The sequence below is a fragment of the Bacillus timonensis genome, assembly GCF_000285535.1.
Classification (GTDB): domain Bacteria; phylum Bacillota; class Bacilli; order Bacillales; family Bacillaceae_L; genus Ferdinandcohnia; species Ferdinandcohnia timonensis.
This window is the reverse complement of sequence record NZ_HE610986.1, coordinates 496316-513912: the sequence shown is the minus strand read 5'-3', so window position 1 is coordinate 513912 and position 17597 is coordinate 496316. Positions and strand designations below refer to the sequence as shown.

Below are 17597 nucleotides of genomic sequence, written 5' to 3'. Positions count from 1 at the left end.
GATAGGATGAGTTTTTATGGACAACACAAAAGAAATCATCGATTTAGTAACATTATTTTTAGGAGCATGGCTCTCTCTTCAGGTTGGAATCAGTTTCCTAACCATTTTACTTGGCAATGTCATGGTTGATCATGTGGAAACAGGTATATTTAGAAACACAAAGAATCCCTTTCTTAAGCTTTTTACGTTTATTGTTTTATTCCTGTTTGGGCTGGGTCCGTTCATTTACAATAAACTTAGTAAATACTCGTGGCTTGTACGAAGACTCCTCTTGCTCGTTATCACAGTAGGTTTGGGAATCGTATTTATGATTATCTATTACATGATCAAAGCGGCATTGTATGCACTATTTTTATAGAGGGGAAACCAATTATCGTTTTCGCACCCTCGTGGGTAACACATCACATTAACCTATTTAAACCCAAAGGAGGTAACAAAAATGAATCATGCATTAACATGCACGACCGAGGAATTAGCATTGTTGGTTTCGGTTTGTGGTTATCCAGCCGTGGCGAAGGGAATCGCAGAGGCTTCGTACGGAGAAAAAACACCTGAAGAATGGACTGCCATCATGGAATCAACAATCCATCAGCTCGTGATTAAGTCGCTGTGGGACCCTGATAAAACGGGAGAAGATGAGCATCCATTAAGTGAAGAAATGCAAATCTTTATTAAGCAATATGTCGAATCTAAATGGATGATTCGTTGCTCGAATATCTCAGGGCGAAGCGTATTAATGATTCACCATTTTGAAGAGGACATTTGGCTTGCACATGTGATTGCAGAAGACATCATGCATGAATTCGCCCTCTTATCAAATGACGAAATTCCAGCTGTCATAAAGGACTTTTATTCATTTGATAATGCTGGCGGCGAGCTCCCAGAGACACATGGATTTTTCTTAACGGACGAAGCATTTGACTGGCTAAGTGACGAGACTAAGACTACGAAGGTACGGAACCAAGCGAACTTTACACCATCGGAAGAGCTGAGCTTCAATCACTTCACACAGGACTTAGAAGAGCATGATTGGTCGCTTTATAATATTTCACATTTTGAAATCCCGAATATAGAAGGCGATTTTCTTCTTGATAATATTGTCTTCTTTTTACCTTCCAAAAGAGGAATGTGGATCGTCGAATATCTTGAAGATACCCAAAAGCCGGTTAGCATCAAATTAACTACATACGAGGAATGGCACGAAATCCTCGACGCTGTTGGAACTGTAGCAGCCTCAGTTGAATAAATCATATCACGAAACCAAAGATGACTTTTATAGTCGTCTTTTTTTATCCCCATAATAGTTCTTTTTACTTATTTCCTCCCATTTTTACATGATTTTTCTAAGAATTGAAAGACTAAGAATGGAAAAATATTCTGGAGGGTATGCTGTATGAATTTTTGGCAACAAATGCTGAAAATAACTTTTCTATTCTTTTTTCTTTTAACTTGTACAGCAAGCCCTGAAATGGTGCTTGCACAGCGCGACACAACAGCGCCTGTGATTACACACAAACCAATCACCACTACCAAGCCGCTCTTACCAATCAAAATCAAAGCTGAAGTAACAGATGATACCGCCATTCAAAATGTGACTCTTTTTTATAAAACGGGAGACACAACCGAGTTCAGAAAAATCAAGATGAGTCAGAATGGGCAAACATATAAAGCCGAAATCCCCGGTTTTCATGTGTTTGATGAAATTTCATATTATATTGAAGCAAACGACGGGACGAATACTGCAAGAACGGGTGAAAACACGATCCTAGTGGTACAAAAAGAGATTGATTTTACCAAAATGCCACAGCTACTCGTGACGGAGATTGTCCCTAATTCAACGAATGTTGGAAGTGCTGACGGATTTGAATTTGTAGAAATCTACAATAACAGTGACAAACCGGTTCATTTCAAGGATTATAAACTTTACTACAGATATGGGAAGGACCCGCGTACAGACGTAATCTGGCCAACTGTTACGGAGAATCTGGTAATCCCAGCGCGCAAAACGCTTGTCCTCTGGATTATCAATAATCAAAACAATGAGCAGACGGTGGACGATTTTAATGCACATTACGGTACGAAACTGAAAGAAAATGAAAGTATTGTTCGCGTCTACAGTGATGGTATGGCGAACAATAGCAAGCGAGGTATAGTGGTTGGCACGAATACGCATCGGGAGATTTCCGTCGCGTACTATTATAAGTCTGAAGTCAATAAGGGAATTGTGTACCGATATCCAACCAATAAATCCACGATATCTAAAAGAATAGGCACAAAGGAGGCGACACCTGGTCAGGTTGAAAGCTACCAGGTGCCAGAGAAACCTGTTCATATCAAAAAAGATTCAATTCCACCGACGATTGAGGACATAACATTAACAACGGAAGTTAATCAAGAAGACAATCTTGAACTCATCGCAGCAGTAAAAGACGATAACGATGTCAAATCTGTCCGACTGTTTTATAAAATCAACCACGAGGACCATTTCAACGAAGTTATTTTACGTCAAAGCTATGAGGATTTACTATTTCACCATACCATCCAAGCCCCTGAGTTAATCGGACGTGAATATCTTGATTATTATTACGTTGTATCCGATGGCACGAACGAGGTGAAAAGTGAGACCTATCGCGTAACAATCAAAAATGAGCTCAATCATTCAAATCTAAGATTAAACTTGAAAAATGACGAGATGCTTCGTGGAAAAAAAGTAATCAAGGCTACTTCGAAAGATAATGCTCCAATGAAGTTGCTGATTGACGGAAATGAGATAACGGAAGGGATATATCGTTCGCTTGAACACACGGCTTACTTCGTTTTTGAGGTAAATGGCCTAAATACGTATTTTCAAAATGCCGTTACGATGGGCAAGGAAGTTTTAACCATCATGGATCAAGATTGGCTCACAGAATGGAAAACCTTCACGATTCCAATTGAGCCGGAGCGGCTTCCTGTTGGGAATACAACGATTACCGTCCGTTCTGGGAACAAGGCATCCCCATTTGAGCTTTGGTCGAAGGAAAATCGTGATGATTTCCACTTACGGAACGTCCGACTTATCCTTGGTGATGGTACGGTGATAAGGGACCCGAATTATAGTGATCCCAATCGAATTTTGAACATGGGTGATAAATATTCTCATGCTGATTTTACATTTTCGGTTACGGAAAAAGAGGCCCGTTCACTGACCTACAAATGGAACACTTTAGAGGTACACGACCGAAACCATTTGGTTACCGTTCAGAGCGGGGATGAGAAGGTCAGTTCACAGGTTTTAGTCGATAACACAGCCCCCTCGATTAAAACAAATCTGAAAAAGAAACCATACAAGGGTACTTTTACAATTGATGTGGATGTGAAGGATAAGCTTTCTGGAGTTGAAAAAACGACGGTAACCTTGGATGGAGAAGAAATTGAGGTTCCGTATAAAACAGCGTCATCTAAACTAAAACCAGGTAAACACAGGCTTGTGGTTCGGGCAGTAGACCACGTTGGAAACAAAAAAAGGAAGTTTTTCATTTTAAAGTAGTTGATGAAAATCCTCAAAAACCTAAGCGGATTTCTCCAAAATCAAAGATTGATGGAGATCCACTTTTACAAGTGAAGGTCAAGGATCCGATGAAGGATAAGCTGGATGTCACTTTTTATGAGGCGTACAAGTATGATGTGACTTCAAGTGTAAAAGGATTTAAAAATGCTGTTGAGTTTGAACCACCAAAAGCGATGGTTCCTAATGGGGAGAAGGCTTTTACACCTGAAGATGTCTCCCTTGTTTCGAAGGCTGATGGTTCCTATTTGGTGACCGATTCCGATACCAAATTCCCCTATCACCGATTTGATGTCACCGTTGCTGAAGAGCTTGATGCCAATGACCGGGTCGAGCTTGTTTGGAAAGGGAACTCGCTTGAAGGTCGAAAGGTTTCGATGTACGCCTGGAATCACATTGAAGGGAAATGGATGTTACTTGATTACAAGGTAGCAGGTTCGAAGGATTTTACAATTAGCGCCGATGTGGAAGTCGATGACTATGTTCGCGACCAGAAAATCAATGTTTTGGTGCAGGATGAAATTGCAGATGAGTTTGATTACACCTTTGTTTGGATGTCCGATACTCAATTTTACGCTGAAAGTTATCCGGAAATTTTTATGAAACAAACCGAGTGGATTGCGGACATGCAGAAGGAGCTCAATATTAAATACGTGTTTCATACAGGTGATTTGGTCAATCAATCGACAAAGAAAAAACAATGGCAAAATGCGGATAAAGCAATGAAGGTATTGGATGACCACCACATTCCATATGGTGTGTTGGCTGGAAATCATGATGTTGACCAGGTGAATAATGATTATTCTGCTTTCTACAAGTATTTTGGTGAGCATCGATTTAAGGATAAACCTTATTATGGTGGCTCGTACCTCAATAATCGAGGGCATTATGATTTAATTTCAGCAGGTGGTAACGATTTTATCATGGTATATCTCGGCTGGGGGATAACAGATGAAGGCATCCAGTGGGTAAATGATGTACTAGCTGCCCACCCAGATCGTAAAGCAATTTTAAGCTTCCACGAATACTTGCTTGCCACAGGCACGAGGCATCCAATGGGTGAGAGGCTTTTTAAGAAGATTGTTGTTCCAAACAAAAATGTCTTGATGGTGCTGTGTGGTCATTATCATGGGGCACAAACATATGTGGATGAAATTGACGATGACGGCGATGGTGAACCAGACCGAACGGTAACACAGATGCTCGCAGATTACCAGGCGGGCCCTGAAGGCGGTCAGGGCTACATGAGGCTGCTGCAATTTGATCAAAAAAACAACCGAATTTTGGTTAACACGTATTCGCCATATCTGGATGATTACAATTATTACGACCAAGATGAGTATCCTGGAAAAGACGAATTTGTGATTGACATGGATTTGGCGCCAATGACGAAGCGGATTGCTACAGATTATTTTACGGTTAATGTCTACACCGATCATGTAATTGGGAAAGACAAAGCGAAAAGCGGTAAAACAGCTGAAGTCATGTGGACAGGGCTTGAACGGAACCGCACATATTTCTGGTATGCAGTCGTGGAAGATAGGTATACAGGCCGAGCCATCTCGAATATTTGGTCATTTCGAAAAGAGTGAGGGACAGTGAAAAAAGGGCTAATGTTGGCTCTTTTTCACTTTTATACGCATTTTTGTAATAATATTCATTTATCGTTACAAACTAACGATGTAGGTGTATATTTTGTTGCTTTACCACGTTATATTGCTGGCGTTTACTTGCTTTGAAAGCCGTGATATACTGCCATAGGCTTCATTCGTGTTGTTTGCAAACGGAGGTATATTCATGAATAGAAAAAGACGTCAGCGCGAAGTACATCCGACACTTCAAAAAGGTAAGGAACTTATATACATACTACTCGGTTCGGCCACGGTGGCTTTGTCATTTAATTTGTTTTTGTTACCGAACAAGGTTGCATCCGGAGGAGTGAGTGGGATTAGTACAATCCTCTACTCTCTTTTCGGATGGGAAGCAGCTTATGTTCAATGGGCATTTAATATCCCTTTATTTATTGCAGGGGTCATTTTTCTTGGAAAGACGTATGGTGCCCGGACGCTAATTGGCACTCTTTTTTTACCATTTGTTGTTTATCTTTCTAGAAATCTGGAACCCGCAACGCTCGATCCATTACTCGGAGCTTTATTCGGCGGAATTGGAGTAGGTTTGGGACTCGGCATCACATTCCGGGGCAATGCGTCGACAGGTGGGACAGACTTGGCTGCTCAGATTGTTCATAAGTTTACAGGAATCTCTCTTGGAAAATGTGTAATGTTTATCGATGGTTTGATTGTTGTGACAGCAGCAATCGTGTTTAATATTGAGAGTGGACTCTATGCCCTAATTGGACTTTTTGTTACAAGCAAAACAATTGATTTGGTACAGGTTGGTCTAGGCAATTCGAAAATGGCTCTCATTATTACGAACAGACAGGATGAAGTACGCCAGGAGATTTTTGACAAACTGGACAGAGGAGTGACAAAGCTGTCTGGATATGGTGGTTACACCGACGACGAGCGTCCAATGCTCATGTGTGTGGTTGAACAGAAAGAGTTCACAAAATTGAAACAAGTGGTTCAAACTGTTGATACATCTGCATTTGTCGTCGTTATGGATGCTGCGGAGGTATTAGGAGAGGGTTTTAAAAGAGCTTAAAAGGGGTATAATAAAATTTGTATAATGGAAAAATTTATTACAGGGGGTAAAATCTGTGAAACGTAAGCTATTTGGATTTCTAGTAGGTACATCACTTGTGTTCGCGTTAGCTGCATGTGGCGGTGGGGACGACAATGCAGGAAACGATAATGCGGGTGACAACGGTGGGGCTTCTACTGCTAATGCCGAAGAAATCTTCAAGGGAAACTGTGCATCATGTCATGGTGCAGATTTAACTGGTGGAGCTGGTCCAGACCTAACAAAAGTTGGATCTAAGTACAGCAAAGATGAAATTTCTGGAATCATCACAGAAGGTAGACCAGGTATGCCAGCTGGCCTTATCGATGGTGATGATAAAGAAGCAGTTGCTACATGGTTATCTGAGAAAAAATAAGTAATAAGTTTGTGGGCCTTCCGGGTGAACCGGAAGGCTTTTAATTTGGAGCGGGAAATTTAACGTTATGTAATGTTATGTATGTTGTCCCGTAAATGATGATGAAATCTGTCCCATAAATTAAGCTTTGTGTCCCATAAATCTCAATCATTGTCCCATATCCAACACATAATGTCCCAAATCTCCAACTTTGTGTCCCAAACCCCAGCCCTTTTTTGAATGTTCCTTCAAGAAAATTCGTTTTTCGATTAGTAAAGTCTATGAATCTAGACGATATAGGAGAGAAATAAAGGCAGAATCTATCACATCCCCCAATACCAATATTTACACACCCCCAGCCGAACCCATTCCTCATCGCAACCTAAGCTGCCATGAAATGAAACTGTAATATTTTTAGTCGTAATTTGACGAATAATGATGTTATAATGAAAAAAGCAGTAAAAAAAGTAGAGAAAAATTGCTCATTATGTCTTTTAATTTCAATTTGCATAGTTGAATAGGGGCGCAATCATGTCTAAAAGGACAGAGGCGCTTCTATTTTCATTTGATAGATTACTAACTTATATGCGCCTTAGGCGTATTCGTGCCGGAAATTAGAAAATTTCCATTAAAAAACGAACCATAATCTCCCATAATCCGCTGGGGGACATATTGCCAGCTGACGAGGATAAAAAAATCGATGATAGGTGATTCGTATGATAGAAATGAAGGATGTCTATAAAAAGTATCCGAACGGCGTCATGGCCGTTAATGGAATAAATGTAAAAATCGAGCAAGGTGAGTTCGTGTATGTGGTTGGCCCGAGTGGAGCGGGAAAATCAACTTTTATTAAAATGATGTATCGTGAAGAGAAGCCGACAAAAGGTTCAATCATTATCAACGGCATGGACCTTGCTAGATTAAAGGAAAAAAAGGTTCCGCAATTACGTCGAAATATCGGCGTTGTGTTCCAGGATTTCAAGCTGTTACCACGTCTAACCGTTTATGAAAATGTGGCGTTTGCCCTTGAAGTTATTGAAGAAAATCCAAAGAATATTAAAAAACGTGTGATGGATGTGCTAGATCTTGTTAAATTAAAGCACAAAGCGCGCTTTTTACCAGATGAGTTATCCGGTGGGGAGCAGCAACGTGTATCTATAGCACGTTCAATCGTGAACTCTCCAGGTGCGCTCATTGCGGACGAGCCTACGGGTAACCTTGACCCTGAAACATCTTGGGAAATCATGAATATATTTGATGAAATCAATTTCCGTGGTACGACCATCATTATGGCAACCCATAACCGTGAAATTGTTAATACCATAAAAAAGCGTGTAATCGCCATTGAAGGCGGAAAAATAGCGCGTGATGAAGTAAGGGGTGATTACGGCTATGAAGCTTAATACACTCCGCCGTCATTTTCGTGAAAGTACAAAAAACCTTGGGCGTAACGGCTGGATGACATTTGCATCTGTCAGTGCCGTGACCGTAACACTACTTCTAGTAGGGGTATTTTTAGTCATCATGATGAACTTAAACAGCATGGCGACTTCTCTTGAAAAAGATGTCCGCATTAGTGTTCATGTGGAACTAACGTCAACAAAGGAACAGCAGGATGCCTTAAAAGAAAAAATTGTAAAAATCCCGCAGGTTGCTGACGTAACATTTTCATCGAAAGACCAAGAACTTGAAAAAATGATCGATAGCTTTGGTGAGGATGGAAAAGTGTTTGCGTTGTATCAGCAAAGCAACCCCCTTTATGATGTGTTTGTGGTAGAAACAAAGAAACCTCAAGACATCATGACAGTTGCACAGCAAGTTGAAAAAATGGACAATGTTCACAGTGTGAACTATGGGAAAGGGAAAGTTGAAAGGATTTTCAGTACAGTCGGTGTTTCAAGAAACATTGGTATTGGTCTGATTATCGGTCTCCTTTTCACGGCCATGTTCTTAATTTCAAATACAATTAAAATTACAATTTTCGCGAGAAGAAGAGAAATCGAGATCATGAAGCTAGTTGGAGCGACAAACTGGTTTATTCGCTGGCCATTCTTCCTAGAAGGATTATTCCTTGGTGTTCTTGGTTCAATCCTTCCAATTGGAATTATCTTAGGTTTCTACAATTTCTTGTACGATGTGATTCAGCCACAACTCAATGGAACATTCCTAGAGTTATTACCATTTAATCCATTTGCTTTCCAAGTAACAGCATTATTGCTTGTCATTGGTGCATTTATTGGAATTTGGGGAAGCTTAATGTCTGTTCGTAGATTCTTAAAAGTATAAGAAAAAGCGTACCTATAAAGGTGCGCTTTTTTTTATTTCAAAATTTCTTTAATTTCATTCCACATTCACAACTTGTACTGTGTTTGAGGATTTTGATTTCGGTTTTGCAAATGGGACAGATTGTTTTTGCCATTTTAACATCACCTTCTTTTCTTTTGACACGATTGACAGAGCCCATACACTTCCATTTGATGTGAGTAAATTTTAAAGTGAGTTAGTTTGCAGGCAACATGTTCGATTTGGGTTAGAGCAGGGTAGTTAAAATCAATAATATCACCACATGATTCACATAAGATATGGTAGTGATTCGGTTGGTTGGCGAGTTCATATTTGCTTAACCCGTTGCCATAAGGAAGTTCTTTTAATATCCGTAATGAGACAAATAGTTTGACATTGTTATAGATGGTGGCAAGGCTAATTTGTGGTAAGTGACGGTGTATGTCATCCACGGTTGGATGGCCTTTCAAGGAAAGAAAAGTCTGTAAGATTAATGTTCGTTGAGGTGTAATACGTAATCCGCGTTCTTTTAAAAAAGGTATGAGTTCTGCCATTTTTTCTTCTTGCAAGATTACCAACCTCTTTGTTTCATAATTTAGAAGAATAGGTATCCGTGTTTGCGGATACCTATTTTATGTGAGAATAAAATGAATTGTAACTACAATGTCTAGCATCTGCGCCTAGCCAGTTTTCATCCTGAATGGGCTTCTGTGAATATCTTGCGAAAAGCTTGCTTTGAGCAGCTCGAGGTCACAAGCCAATCTGTCCAGAAGGTCAAAGAACGTGCCTTTTGACAGCTTTTCTTGTGCTTGTCGGACTTGCGCAGGATGTGCTGACATCGACGTTCGCCACAGGACGTGGCGGTAATTAGTCGATGTTCCTTTTTCTAGCGCTTCTGCTTTTCTACTTATTTCGCTAAAACTTCACCAGGTACTTCTAGTCCAAGACCTTCTGCAATACGAGTTCCGTATTCAGGGTCTGCTTTGTAGAAGTGGCCGATTTGACGAAGCTTGATTTCTTCTAGTTCAACTGGTTTCATTGCACCTACAATGGTTTCAACAAGACGAGTGCGCTCTTCCTCGCTCATTAAGCGATAAAGGTCACCAGCTTGCGTGTAGTGATCGTCTTGATCATAAGCAACACTTTCGGCAATTCCTTCAACAGCAAAAGCATGTTGTTTCGCTTCTGGCGCTTCTTTTGGACCGCTAAAGCTATTAGGCTCGTAATATACGGAGCTGCCACCATTGGTATCAAAGCGCATTTGACCGTCACGTTGATAGTTGTTGACGTCAACTCTTGCACGGTTGATTGGTAGTGCTTGGTGATTCGCACCAACACGGTAACGATGTGCATCATGGTATGCAAATAGACGTCCTTGAAGCATTTTGTCAGGTGAAACATCGACACCAGGTACTAATGTTCCAGGTGAGAATGTTGCTTGTTCAACCTCAGCAAAATAGTTTTCAGGGTTGCGGTCTAATACCATGCGTCCCACTTCAATGAGTGGATAGTCTTTTTGAGACCATACTTTTGTTACATCGAATGGATCGAATCGGTATGTATTCGCATCCTCTAATGGCATGATTTGCACGTAAAGCTTCCAAGCAGGGAAGTCCCCTTTTTCAATTGCGTTAAACAAATCTTCTGTATGGTAATCTGGATTTTCCCCAGCAAGCTTTGTTGCCACTTCATTTGTTAAGCACTTTACGCCTTGTTCAGTACGGAAGTGGTACTTAATCCAAACACCTTCACCTTCTGCATTTGTCCACTTAAAAGTATGACTTCCATACCCGTGCATGTGACGCCATGTTGCAGGAATCCCACGGTCACCCATTAACCAAGTTACTTGGTGTAAAGATTCAGGTGAATGAGACCAGAAATCCCAAACAGCTGTTGGATTCTTAAGATGTGTTTGAGGATGACGTTTTTGTGTATGGATAAAATCAGGGAACTTTATCGCATCGCGGATAAAGAAAACAGGTGTGTTGTTTCCGACGATATCGTAGTTTCCTTCTTCTGTGTAAAATTTAACAGCGAAACCACGTGGGTCACGGACTGTATCAGCAGATCCATTTTCCCCAGCAACCGTTGAGAAACGGATGAATAAAGGAGTGCGTTTGCCAACGCCATTGAATACTTTTGCTTTTGTATATTTTGAAACATCATTTGTTACTTCAAAATAACCGTGCGCGCCACTACCTTTCGCGTGTACGACACGTTCAGGAACACGTTCTCTATTAAAATGTGCTAATTTTTCTAGGAGGTGTACGTCCTGGATTAATACTGGTCCTCTTGAACCAGCTGTGATTGAGTTTTGGTTATCTCCTACTGGAGCTCCCCAACTTGTCGTTAGTTTATTGTTACTCAACTAGATCACCTCTTGTTTATTGTTTTTGAATACATATATTATGATAACATCTACAAATAAAAAATCAATACTTTTTTATAATAATTATAAACTAGGAAAAATAGATTCTTAGATTTGCTGTTTTCATTATAACGTTAGAATAGAGTATATCACTACTATAACGCTTACAGTGTAAGATGTTATCTATATAAAAATAAACCGTACTATTAACCTATGCTTGGACACTCTACTCTATTACTTTTCAATTAGAAGTGTTTTTAATCCTTCTTTGAGAATACGAAAAATTTCGACAAATTATCCTGTTTTTTGCTTACATAGAAAAGAGTCAGTTGGAAATAATTACATTGATATTTCAGTTTGAAAGGAAGTGCAAGATGAACGATAAAAAACATCACGGCAGTGTAGAAGGAGTGGGCGGTCCTCATGATGACCGTTTAGGCACAGGAGAATCTGCTGATTCGTTAACCAATAGGCAAGGACATCCTGTAACGGATAATCAAAATATCCGTACGGTCGGGAATCGTGGACCTTCTACCTTGGAAAATTACGATTTCCTTGAAAAAATGTCCCATTTTGACCGTGAGCGAGTTCCAGAACGTGTGGTGCATGCAAGAGGTGCTGGTGCGCATGGATATTTTGAAGCGTACGGAAAGGTTGGGGATGAACCGATTTCTAAATATACTCGTGCAAAGCTGTTTCAAGAAGCTGGAAAAAAGACCCCCGTATTTGTCCGTTTTTCAACGGTTGCAGGAGCTATGGAGTCACCTGAAACAGCACGAGATCCACGTGGATTTGCAGTGAAATTTTATACGGAAGATGGGAACTGGGATTTAGTCGGTAACAATCTGAAAATCTTCTTCATCCGTGACGCCATGAAGTTTCCCGATATGATCCATGCGTTTAAGCCAGACCCAGTCTCAAATCTATCAAACCCTGAAAGAATGTTTGACTTTTTATCAAAAACACCGGAAGCAACACATATGATAACTTTCCTCTTTTCACCATGGGGAATTCCGGCAAACTACCGCCAAATGCAAGGATCAGGCGTTAATACATATAAATGGGTCAATAAGGATGGCGAGGCTGTCTTAGTGAAGTATCACTGGGAACCATTAAAACAAGGAATCAAAAATTTAACGCAGAAAGAAGCAAATGAAATTCAAGCGACAAATGTAAGCCATGCAACTCAAGATTTATATGAAGCTATTGAACGTGGAGATTATCCGGAGTGGGAACTCTGTGTGCAAATTATGAGTGACGATTACCATCCGGAGCTTGATTTTGATCCGCTCGACGATACAAAGCTTTGGCCAACGGATAAGTTCCCATTTTTAAAGGTTGGAAAAATGGTATTAAACAAGAACCCTGATAATTATTTTAATGAAGTGGAGCAATCTGCATTTGGTACGGGTGTGCTGGTGGATGGACTTGATTTTTCAGATGATAAAATGCTTCAAGGGAGAACGTTCTCTTATTCAGATACGCAGCGACATCGGGTTGGCACAAACTATCTGCAACTGCCAATCAATGCTCCGAAAAAGCGAGTGGCAACCAATCAACGTGGTGGACAAATGTCTTATCATGTTGATGTACCACCGAGCGGCAATCCACATATCAATTATGAGCCGTCAACGATTGGCGGTTTGAAGGAAGCAAAGCAAGAGGGGAAGATTCATGAGCCTCATTATAATGACAAGCTGGTTCGTGAAAAAATTGACCGCCCAAATGATTTTGGACAAGCAGGTGAAACATATCGTAGCTTCTCGGATGCGGAAAGAGAGGAACTCATCCGTAATCTGGTAGACAACTTGAAGGTTTGCGCACCAGAAATTCAAACCAAAATGATTGAGTACTTCACGAATGCAGATGAGGATTATGGCCGACGTGTAAAAGAAGGCCTTGCAAAAGCGATGGATACAACCGATACAAGTTCTGCAGCTGCAAATGAGGCAGTCGAAAAGTCTAAAAATATGGGACAGGAATCAGACCGGTATTAAATTTATAAAGTCGAATAACGGTAAAGTCTCCGGCGGATGCTGTGACTTTCGAGCTATGGTTCATAGAAGATTAAAAAAATAGCATCGGTCTTAAAAGGGACCGATGCTTTTTGTGTGAAACAAGCGTTTGAACGCAAAAATTGCTTGTTAGAGAGGGTTCAGCTATTTAATAAGCGTTTGATTGAACTTTCCTTCAAACAAGATTTCATTTAATGGGCGACGTGAATTTGGTTGTTCACGTTCCTGAAGGTTTTCTGGTAATGTGTCTTTTTCACCAAGATATCCGATTACAATCACAGAATGGATTGCGAACTTTTCAGGAATTTGTAAAACTTCACGTGCTTTTTCACGATCAATTCCACCCATCACATGTGTGCTTAGCCCCTGTTTAGCTGCCTGGATTTCAAGATAACCAGAAGCCGTACCGGCATCAAACTCGTGATATGGATTTGGTCCTTGTTCGGTTTCAGTCTCTGAAACAATAAGGGCGAGCGCCGGTGCTGTTTTACACCAAGAGAGATTGCCCGGTAAAATAAATGAATGAAACAGCTCAAGATTTTCTTTCGTGCGCGCCAGAATAAAGCGCCATGGCTGATTGTTAAAACCAGATGGAGCCCAACGTGCAGCCTCAAATACACTTAATAAAACCTCTTCAGGTACTTCTTTTTCTAAAAAAGCACGCGGAGACCAACGATTGATAAAAAGTGGATCAATTGGATAATCCGCTTTACGATTATTTTCAACTTTTGTCTTTGTTTGTACCAAAATGAAAACCTCCTTAGATGACTTATTGTTCCATTTTAGAGGTTTCTCACACAATTATCTATTAAATTGCACTGAATTAGTTCGTTTTTACTAGAACTAAGCTAGGTTTTTTGCGTCGGAATTCGGATATTTGCTTCGTTTTCCAGGTATTTGCGTCTGAATTTGGATATTTGCTTCGTTTTCCATGTATTTGCGTCCCCACTAGGTTTTTTGCGTCAGAATTCGGATATTTGATTTGTTATCCATGTATTTGCGTCTCCACCGGGTTTTTTGCGTCGAAATTCGGATATTTGCTTCATTATCCAAGTATTTGCGTCTCCACTAGGTTTTTTGCGTCAGAATTCAGATATATGCTTCGTTATCCAGGTATTTGCGTCTCCACCAGGTTTTTTGCGTCAGAATTCAGATATATGCTTCATTATCCAGATATTTGCGTCACCACTAGGTTTTTTGCGTCGGAATTCAGATATATGCTTCATTATCCAAGTATTTGCGTCTCCACCGGGTTTTTTGCGTCGGAATTCGGATATTTGCTTCGTTTTCCAGGTATTTGCGTCTCCACCAGGTTTTTTGCGTCTGAATTCAGATATATGCTTCGTTTTCCAGGTATTTGCGTCCCCACTAGGTTTTTTGCGTCAGAATTCAGATATATGCTTCATTATCCAGATATTTGCGTCTCCACAAGTTTTTTTGCGTCTGAATTCAGATATATGCTTCATTATCCAAGTATTTGCGTCCCCACAAGGTTTTTTGCGTCAGAATTCAGATATATGCTTCGTTATCCAGATATTTGCGTCACCACTAGGTTTTTTGCGTCTGAATTTAGATATATGCTTCGTTATCCAGATATTTGCGTCCCCACAAGGTTTTTTGCGTCAGAATTCAGATATATGCTTCATTATCCAGATATTTGCGTCTCCACAAGTTTTTTTGCGTCACCACTAGGTTTTTTGCACCAGAATTCAAGTATTTGCGTCTCCCACAGCTGATAGTAAAAAATGGGTGCTAAGCAATGAAAATATCGCGAAGCACCCTACCTGAAAACGAAGCACCGTTCCAACCTACAAGTCCTTCACAAACGCATAACTTTTCCGTTCATATCCCATTTTGTCCTCATAAAAGCGATGTGCATCGCCACGCTGAAGGCCTGATGTAAGAGCAACCTTGCCGCAGCCCAAGTCTCGTGCAAGTTCATGTACAAAAGAAAGAAGTGCTTCACCATAGCCTTTTGAACGACTCGACTCGTTCGTTACCAAATCATACACATACAAGTTCTTACCATAATAAAGATTGAGCTGCTGTGCGACACCTGTAATAGCTACAATCTTTCCCTCATCAAGTAAAGCAAACAATCGATACCCCTGAGGCTGCATTTCTGTCACCAATGCCACAAATTCTTCGAGTTCTAAATGGGTTCGTAGCTGCTTCATGATTGGAAACGCCATTTTCCATTCATCAGCATTCTTCAATTCACGAACTTCATATGCCATTACAACCACTCCTCAAAAAAGATTTCCTCTATCATACTGTGCTCGGCGACTCGTTACCACTTTTTTCTTTACTTCATTCTAAAAAAACTTTTATAATGGTAAAGGAGCGACGAAATATTTACCAACTGCATATTGAGGCGATGCCTCTTTTTTGTCATAAAGTGTACAAGCATTACATATTTTTATACAAAGGCATCGCACTAACGCATGTGTGGTGCCTTTTCCTGCAACTCTACCCATATAGTCAATTAGTCATTGTCATGCCCTAAATCAAGACTTTTTGACTATTATTCGTGAGTAAAGCATGAATAAGAACATAAAAGCTACAAAAATTAACGGTATGTATTGTATTCGTAACGGAGGAGGAACACAGGGTGAGTCGTAAAGTTGTCGCATTATACATGGTACTATCCTTACTATTAGGCGCGAGCGCTACGTTTTTAGTAGTTCAATTGCTTGATACTAATGAACAACCACTCGTTCAACAGCCAAGCTCAAACAATGGTAATAGTAAAGAGAACACAGACAATCTATCTAAAATCGGTCAAGCATACAACATGATTTTATCTAGTTATGTTGAAAAGGTTGATGAAAAACAATTAATTGAAGGTGCCATTCAAGGGATGGTCAGCACTTTGGATGACCCGTATTCTGCATATATGGATGAAGAAACAGCTGCCCAGTTTAATGATTCATTAGAATCATCTTTTGAAGGAATTGGCGCCGAGGTAAGCATGATGGAAGGCAAAGTCACAATTGTTGCCCCATTCAAGGATTCACCAGCCGAAAAAGCAGGCCTAAAGCCAAATGACCAAATCATAAAAATTGACGGTGAAAACATCGAAGGCCTTGATTTATATGAAGCGGTATTGAAAATTCGTGGTGAAAAAGGAACCATTGTTACACTACAAGTCATGAGACCAGGTGTACAAGATCTGATGGATGTAAAAGTAACACGTGATACGATTCCAATCGAGACTGTTTACACAGACTTGAAGGAATATAATAATAAAAAGCTTGGATATATTGAGATTACATCTTTCGCACAAGACACAGCAGCAGATTTCGTCACCGGCTTAAGTGAATTGGAGGACAAGGGCATTGAAGGTCTCATTATCGATGTTCGTGGTAACCCAGGTGGCTTATTAGAAAGTGTTGAGGAAATCTTAAAACAGCTTGTTACAAAAGATAAGCCTTATGTTCAAATCGAAAACAGGGATGGCGAAAAACAACGTTTCTTCTCCACTCTTGAAAAACCAAAGGATTATCCGATTGTTGTGTTAACAAACGAAGGTAGTGCTTCAGCCTCTGAGATTTTAGCAGGTGCATTAAAAGAAGCAGGCGGTTATGACCTAGTCGGTGAAAAGACATTTGGTAAAGGAACCGTTCAACAAGCAAGAGACATGGGTGACGGAAGTAACTTGAAGCTAACGATGTTCAAGTGGTTAACGCCAGACGGAAACTGGATTCATAAAAAAGGAATCAAGCCGACCGTCAAGGTGAAACAACCTGAATACTTCTACGCAAACCCAATTCAGTTCGAGAAAGAACTGACACAAAACATGAATAATGAAAAAATCAAAAATGCACAAATCATGTTGAGTGGGTTAGGATTCGACCCTGGTCGTGAAGATGGCTACTTCAGTGGAGAAACTGTCATTGCAGTAAAAGCCTTTCAACAAGCAAATAAACTAGATGCAACCGGCACCATCAATGAAAAAACAGCCGGCGCCATCGAAGCAAAAGTAATCGAAGCAATTCGAGATGAAAAGAACGACCTCCAGCTCAAAAAAGCAATGGAAGTCCTATTTAAATAAAATCAAAGTGCACCTCTCCCAGCTGGAGAGGTGTTTTTTTATTGGTCTTAGAGCCTTCCGGTTCAATCGGAAGAATAGGGCTTTCGAAAAATGGTACAAAATATGAAGATAAGGGACAAAGAATGAAATATATGGGACACAAATCAAATTATATCGGACATAAATCCTAAAATATCGGACAAACCAAAAATTCCAGGTCAAAAACCCAACAATTCCTTTTTCCATAAAAATCAACGTATGCTTTGTGTCAAGTATTTGGTACAATAAAAGTTAGTATATCGAACGAAATTTTT

The 17597-nt window shown here is 40.2% G+C and carries 14 protein-coding genes; 10 read left to right on the top strand and 4 right to left on the bottom strand.

Going from position 1 to position 17597, the window contains the following annotated elements; translation table 11 throughout:
* Positions 1–16: 16 nt before the first annotated feature.
* From BTHG_RS11305 to ftsX, 8 genes are all read left to right on the top strand, one after another.
* Positions 17–358 (top strand): hypothetical protein, encoded by a 342-nt coding sequence (locus BTHG_RS11305; protein WP_010676853.1) that lies wholly within the window; start codon positions 17–19, stop codon positions 356–358.
* An 81-nt stretch (positions 359–439) separates the two neighbouring features.
* Positions 440–1246 carry a hypothetical protein gene (locus BTHG_RS11300; protein ID WP_010676852.1) on the top strand — a complete coding sequence of 269 codons (807 nt, stop codon included), beginning with the start codon at positions 440–442 and terminating at the stop codon, positions 1244–1246.
* A 147-nt stretch (positions 1247–1393) separates the two neighbouring features.
* A complete protein-coding gene (locus BTHG_RS25790) occupies positions 1394–3529 on the top strand; it encodes a lamin tail domain-containing protein (RefSeq protein WP_010676851.1) in 2136 nt (711 codons plus the stop codon).
* A 71-nt stretch (positions 3530–3600) separates the two neighbouring features.
* Positions 3601–5139: a metallophosphoesterase gene (locus BTHG_RS25785; RefSeq protein WP_010676850.1), complete on the top strand. Its 1539-nt coding sequence runs from the start codon at positions 3601–3603 to the stop codon at positions 5137–5139.
* Between the two features lie 205 nt (positions 5140–5344).
* A complete protein-coding gene (locus tag BTHG_RS11290; protein WP_010676849.1) occupies positions 5345–6211 on the top strand; it encodes a YitT family protein in 867 nt (288 codons plus the stop codon).
* A gap of 55 nt (positions 6212–6266) precedes the next feature.
* Positions 6267–6605, top strand: coding sequence for a cytochrome c551 (gene cccB, locus BTHG_RS11285; RefSeq protein WP_010676848.1), 339 nt, complete (start codon positions 6267–6269; stop codon positions 6603–6605).
* Positions 6606–7300: 695 nt separating this feature from the next.
* On the top strand, positions 7301–7987 hold the full coding sequence (ftsE, locus tag BTHG_RS11280; RefSeq protein ID WP_010676847.1) for a cell division ATP-binding protein FtsE: 687 nt from the start codon (positions 7301–7303) through the stop codon (positions 7985–7987).
* On the top strand, positions 7977–8870 hold the full coding sequence (gene ftsX, locus BTHG_RS11275; RefSeq protein WP_010676846.1) for a permease-like cell division protein FtsX: 894 nt from the start codon (positions 7977–7979) through the stop codon (positions 8868–8870). The genes ftsE and ftsX overlap by 11 nt, the downstream gene beginning before the upstream one ends.
* A gap of 140 nt (positions 8871–9010) precedes the next feature.
* Here ftsX and BTHG_RS11265 read toward each other — a convergent pair whose 3' ends face one another.
* Positions 9011–9436, bottom strand: a complete 426-nt coding sequence (locus BTHG_RS11265; protein ID WP_010676845.1) for a Fur family transcriptional regulator — start codon at positions 9434–9436, stop codon at positions 9011–9013.
* Between the two features lie 338 nt (positions 9437–9774).
* Positions 9775–11235 carry a catalase KatA gene (katA, locus tag BTHG_RS11260; RefSeq protein ID WP_010676844.1) on the bottom strand — a complete coding sequence of 487 codons (1461 nt, stop codon included), beginning with the start codon at positions 11233–11235 and terminating at the stop codon, positions 9775–9777.
* A 374-nt stretch (positions 11236–11609) separates the two neighbouring features.
* Between katA and BTHG_RS11255 the strand changes: the two genes are divergently transcribed.
* Positions 11610–13232 carry a catalase gene (locus BTHG_RS11255; RefSeq protein ID WP_010676843.1) on the top strand — a complete coding sequence of 541 codons (1623 nt, stop codon included), beginning with the start codon at positions 11610–11612 and terminating at the stop codon, positions 13230–13232.
* 162 nt (positions 13233–13394) lie between these two features.
* Here BTHG_RS11255 and BTHG_RS11250 read toward each other — a convergent pair whose 3' ends face one another.
* Both BTHG_RS11250 and BTHG_RS11240 read right to left on the bottom strand, forming a co-directional pair.
* Positions 13395–13997, bottom strand: a complete 603-nt coding sequence (locus BTHG_RS11250; protein WP_010676842.1) for a nitroreductase family protein — start codon at positions 13995–13997, stop codon at positions 13395–13397.
* Positions 13998–15058: 1061 nt separating this feature from the next.
* Positions 15059–15487: a GNAT family N-acetyltransferase gene (locus BTHG_RS11240; RefSeq protein ID WP_010676841.1), complete on the bottom strand. Its 429-nt coding sequence runs from the start codon at positions 15485–15487 to the stop codon at positions 15059–15061.
* A gap of 374 nt (positions 15488–15861) precedes the next feature.
* Between BTHG_RS11240 and BTHG_RS11235 the strand changes: the two genes are divergently transcribed.
* Positions 15862–17304: a S41 family peptidase gene (locus BTHG_RS11235; RefSeq protein WP_010676840.1), complete on the top strand. Its 1443-nt coding sequence runs from the start codon at positions 15862–15864 to the stop codon at positions 17302–17304.
* Positions 17305–17597 lie beyond the last annotated feature (293 nt).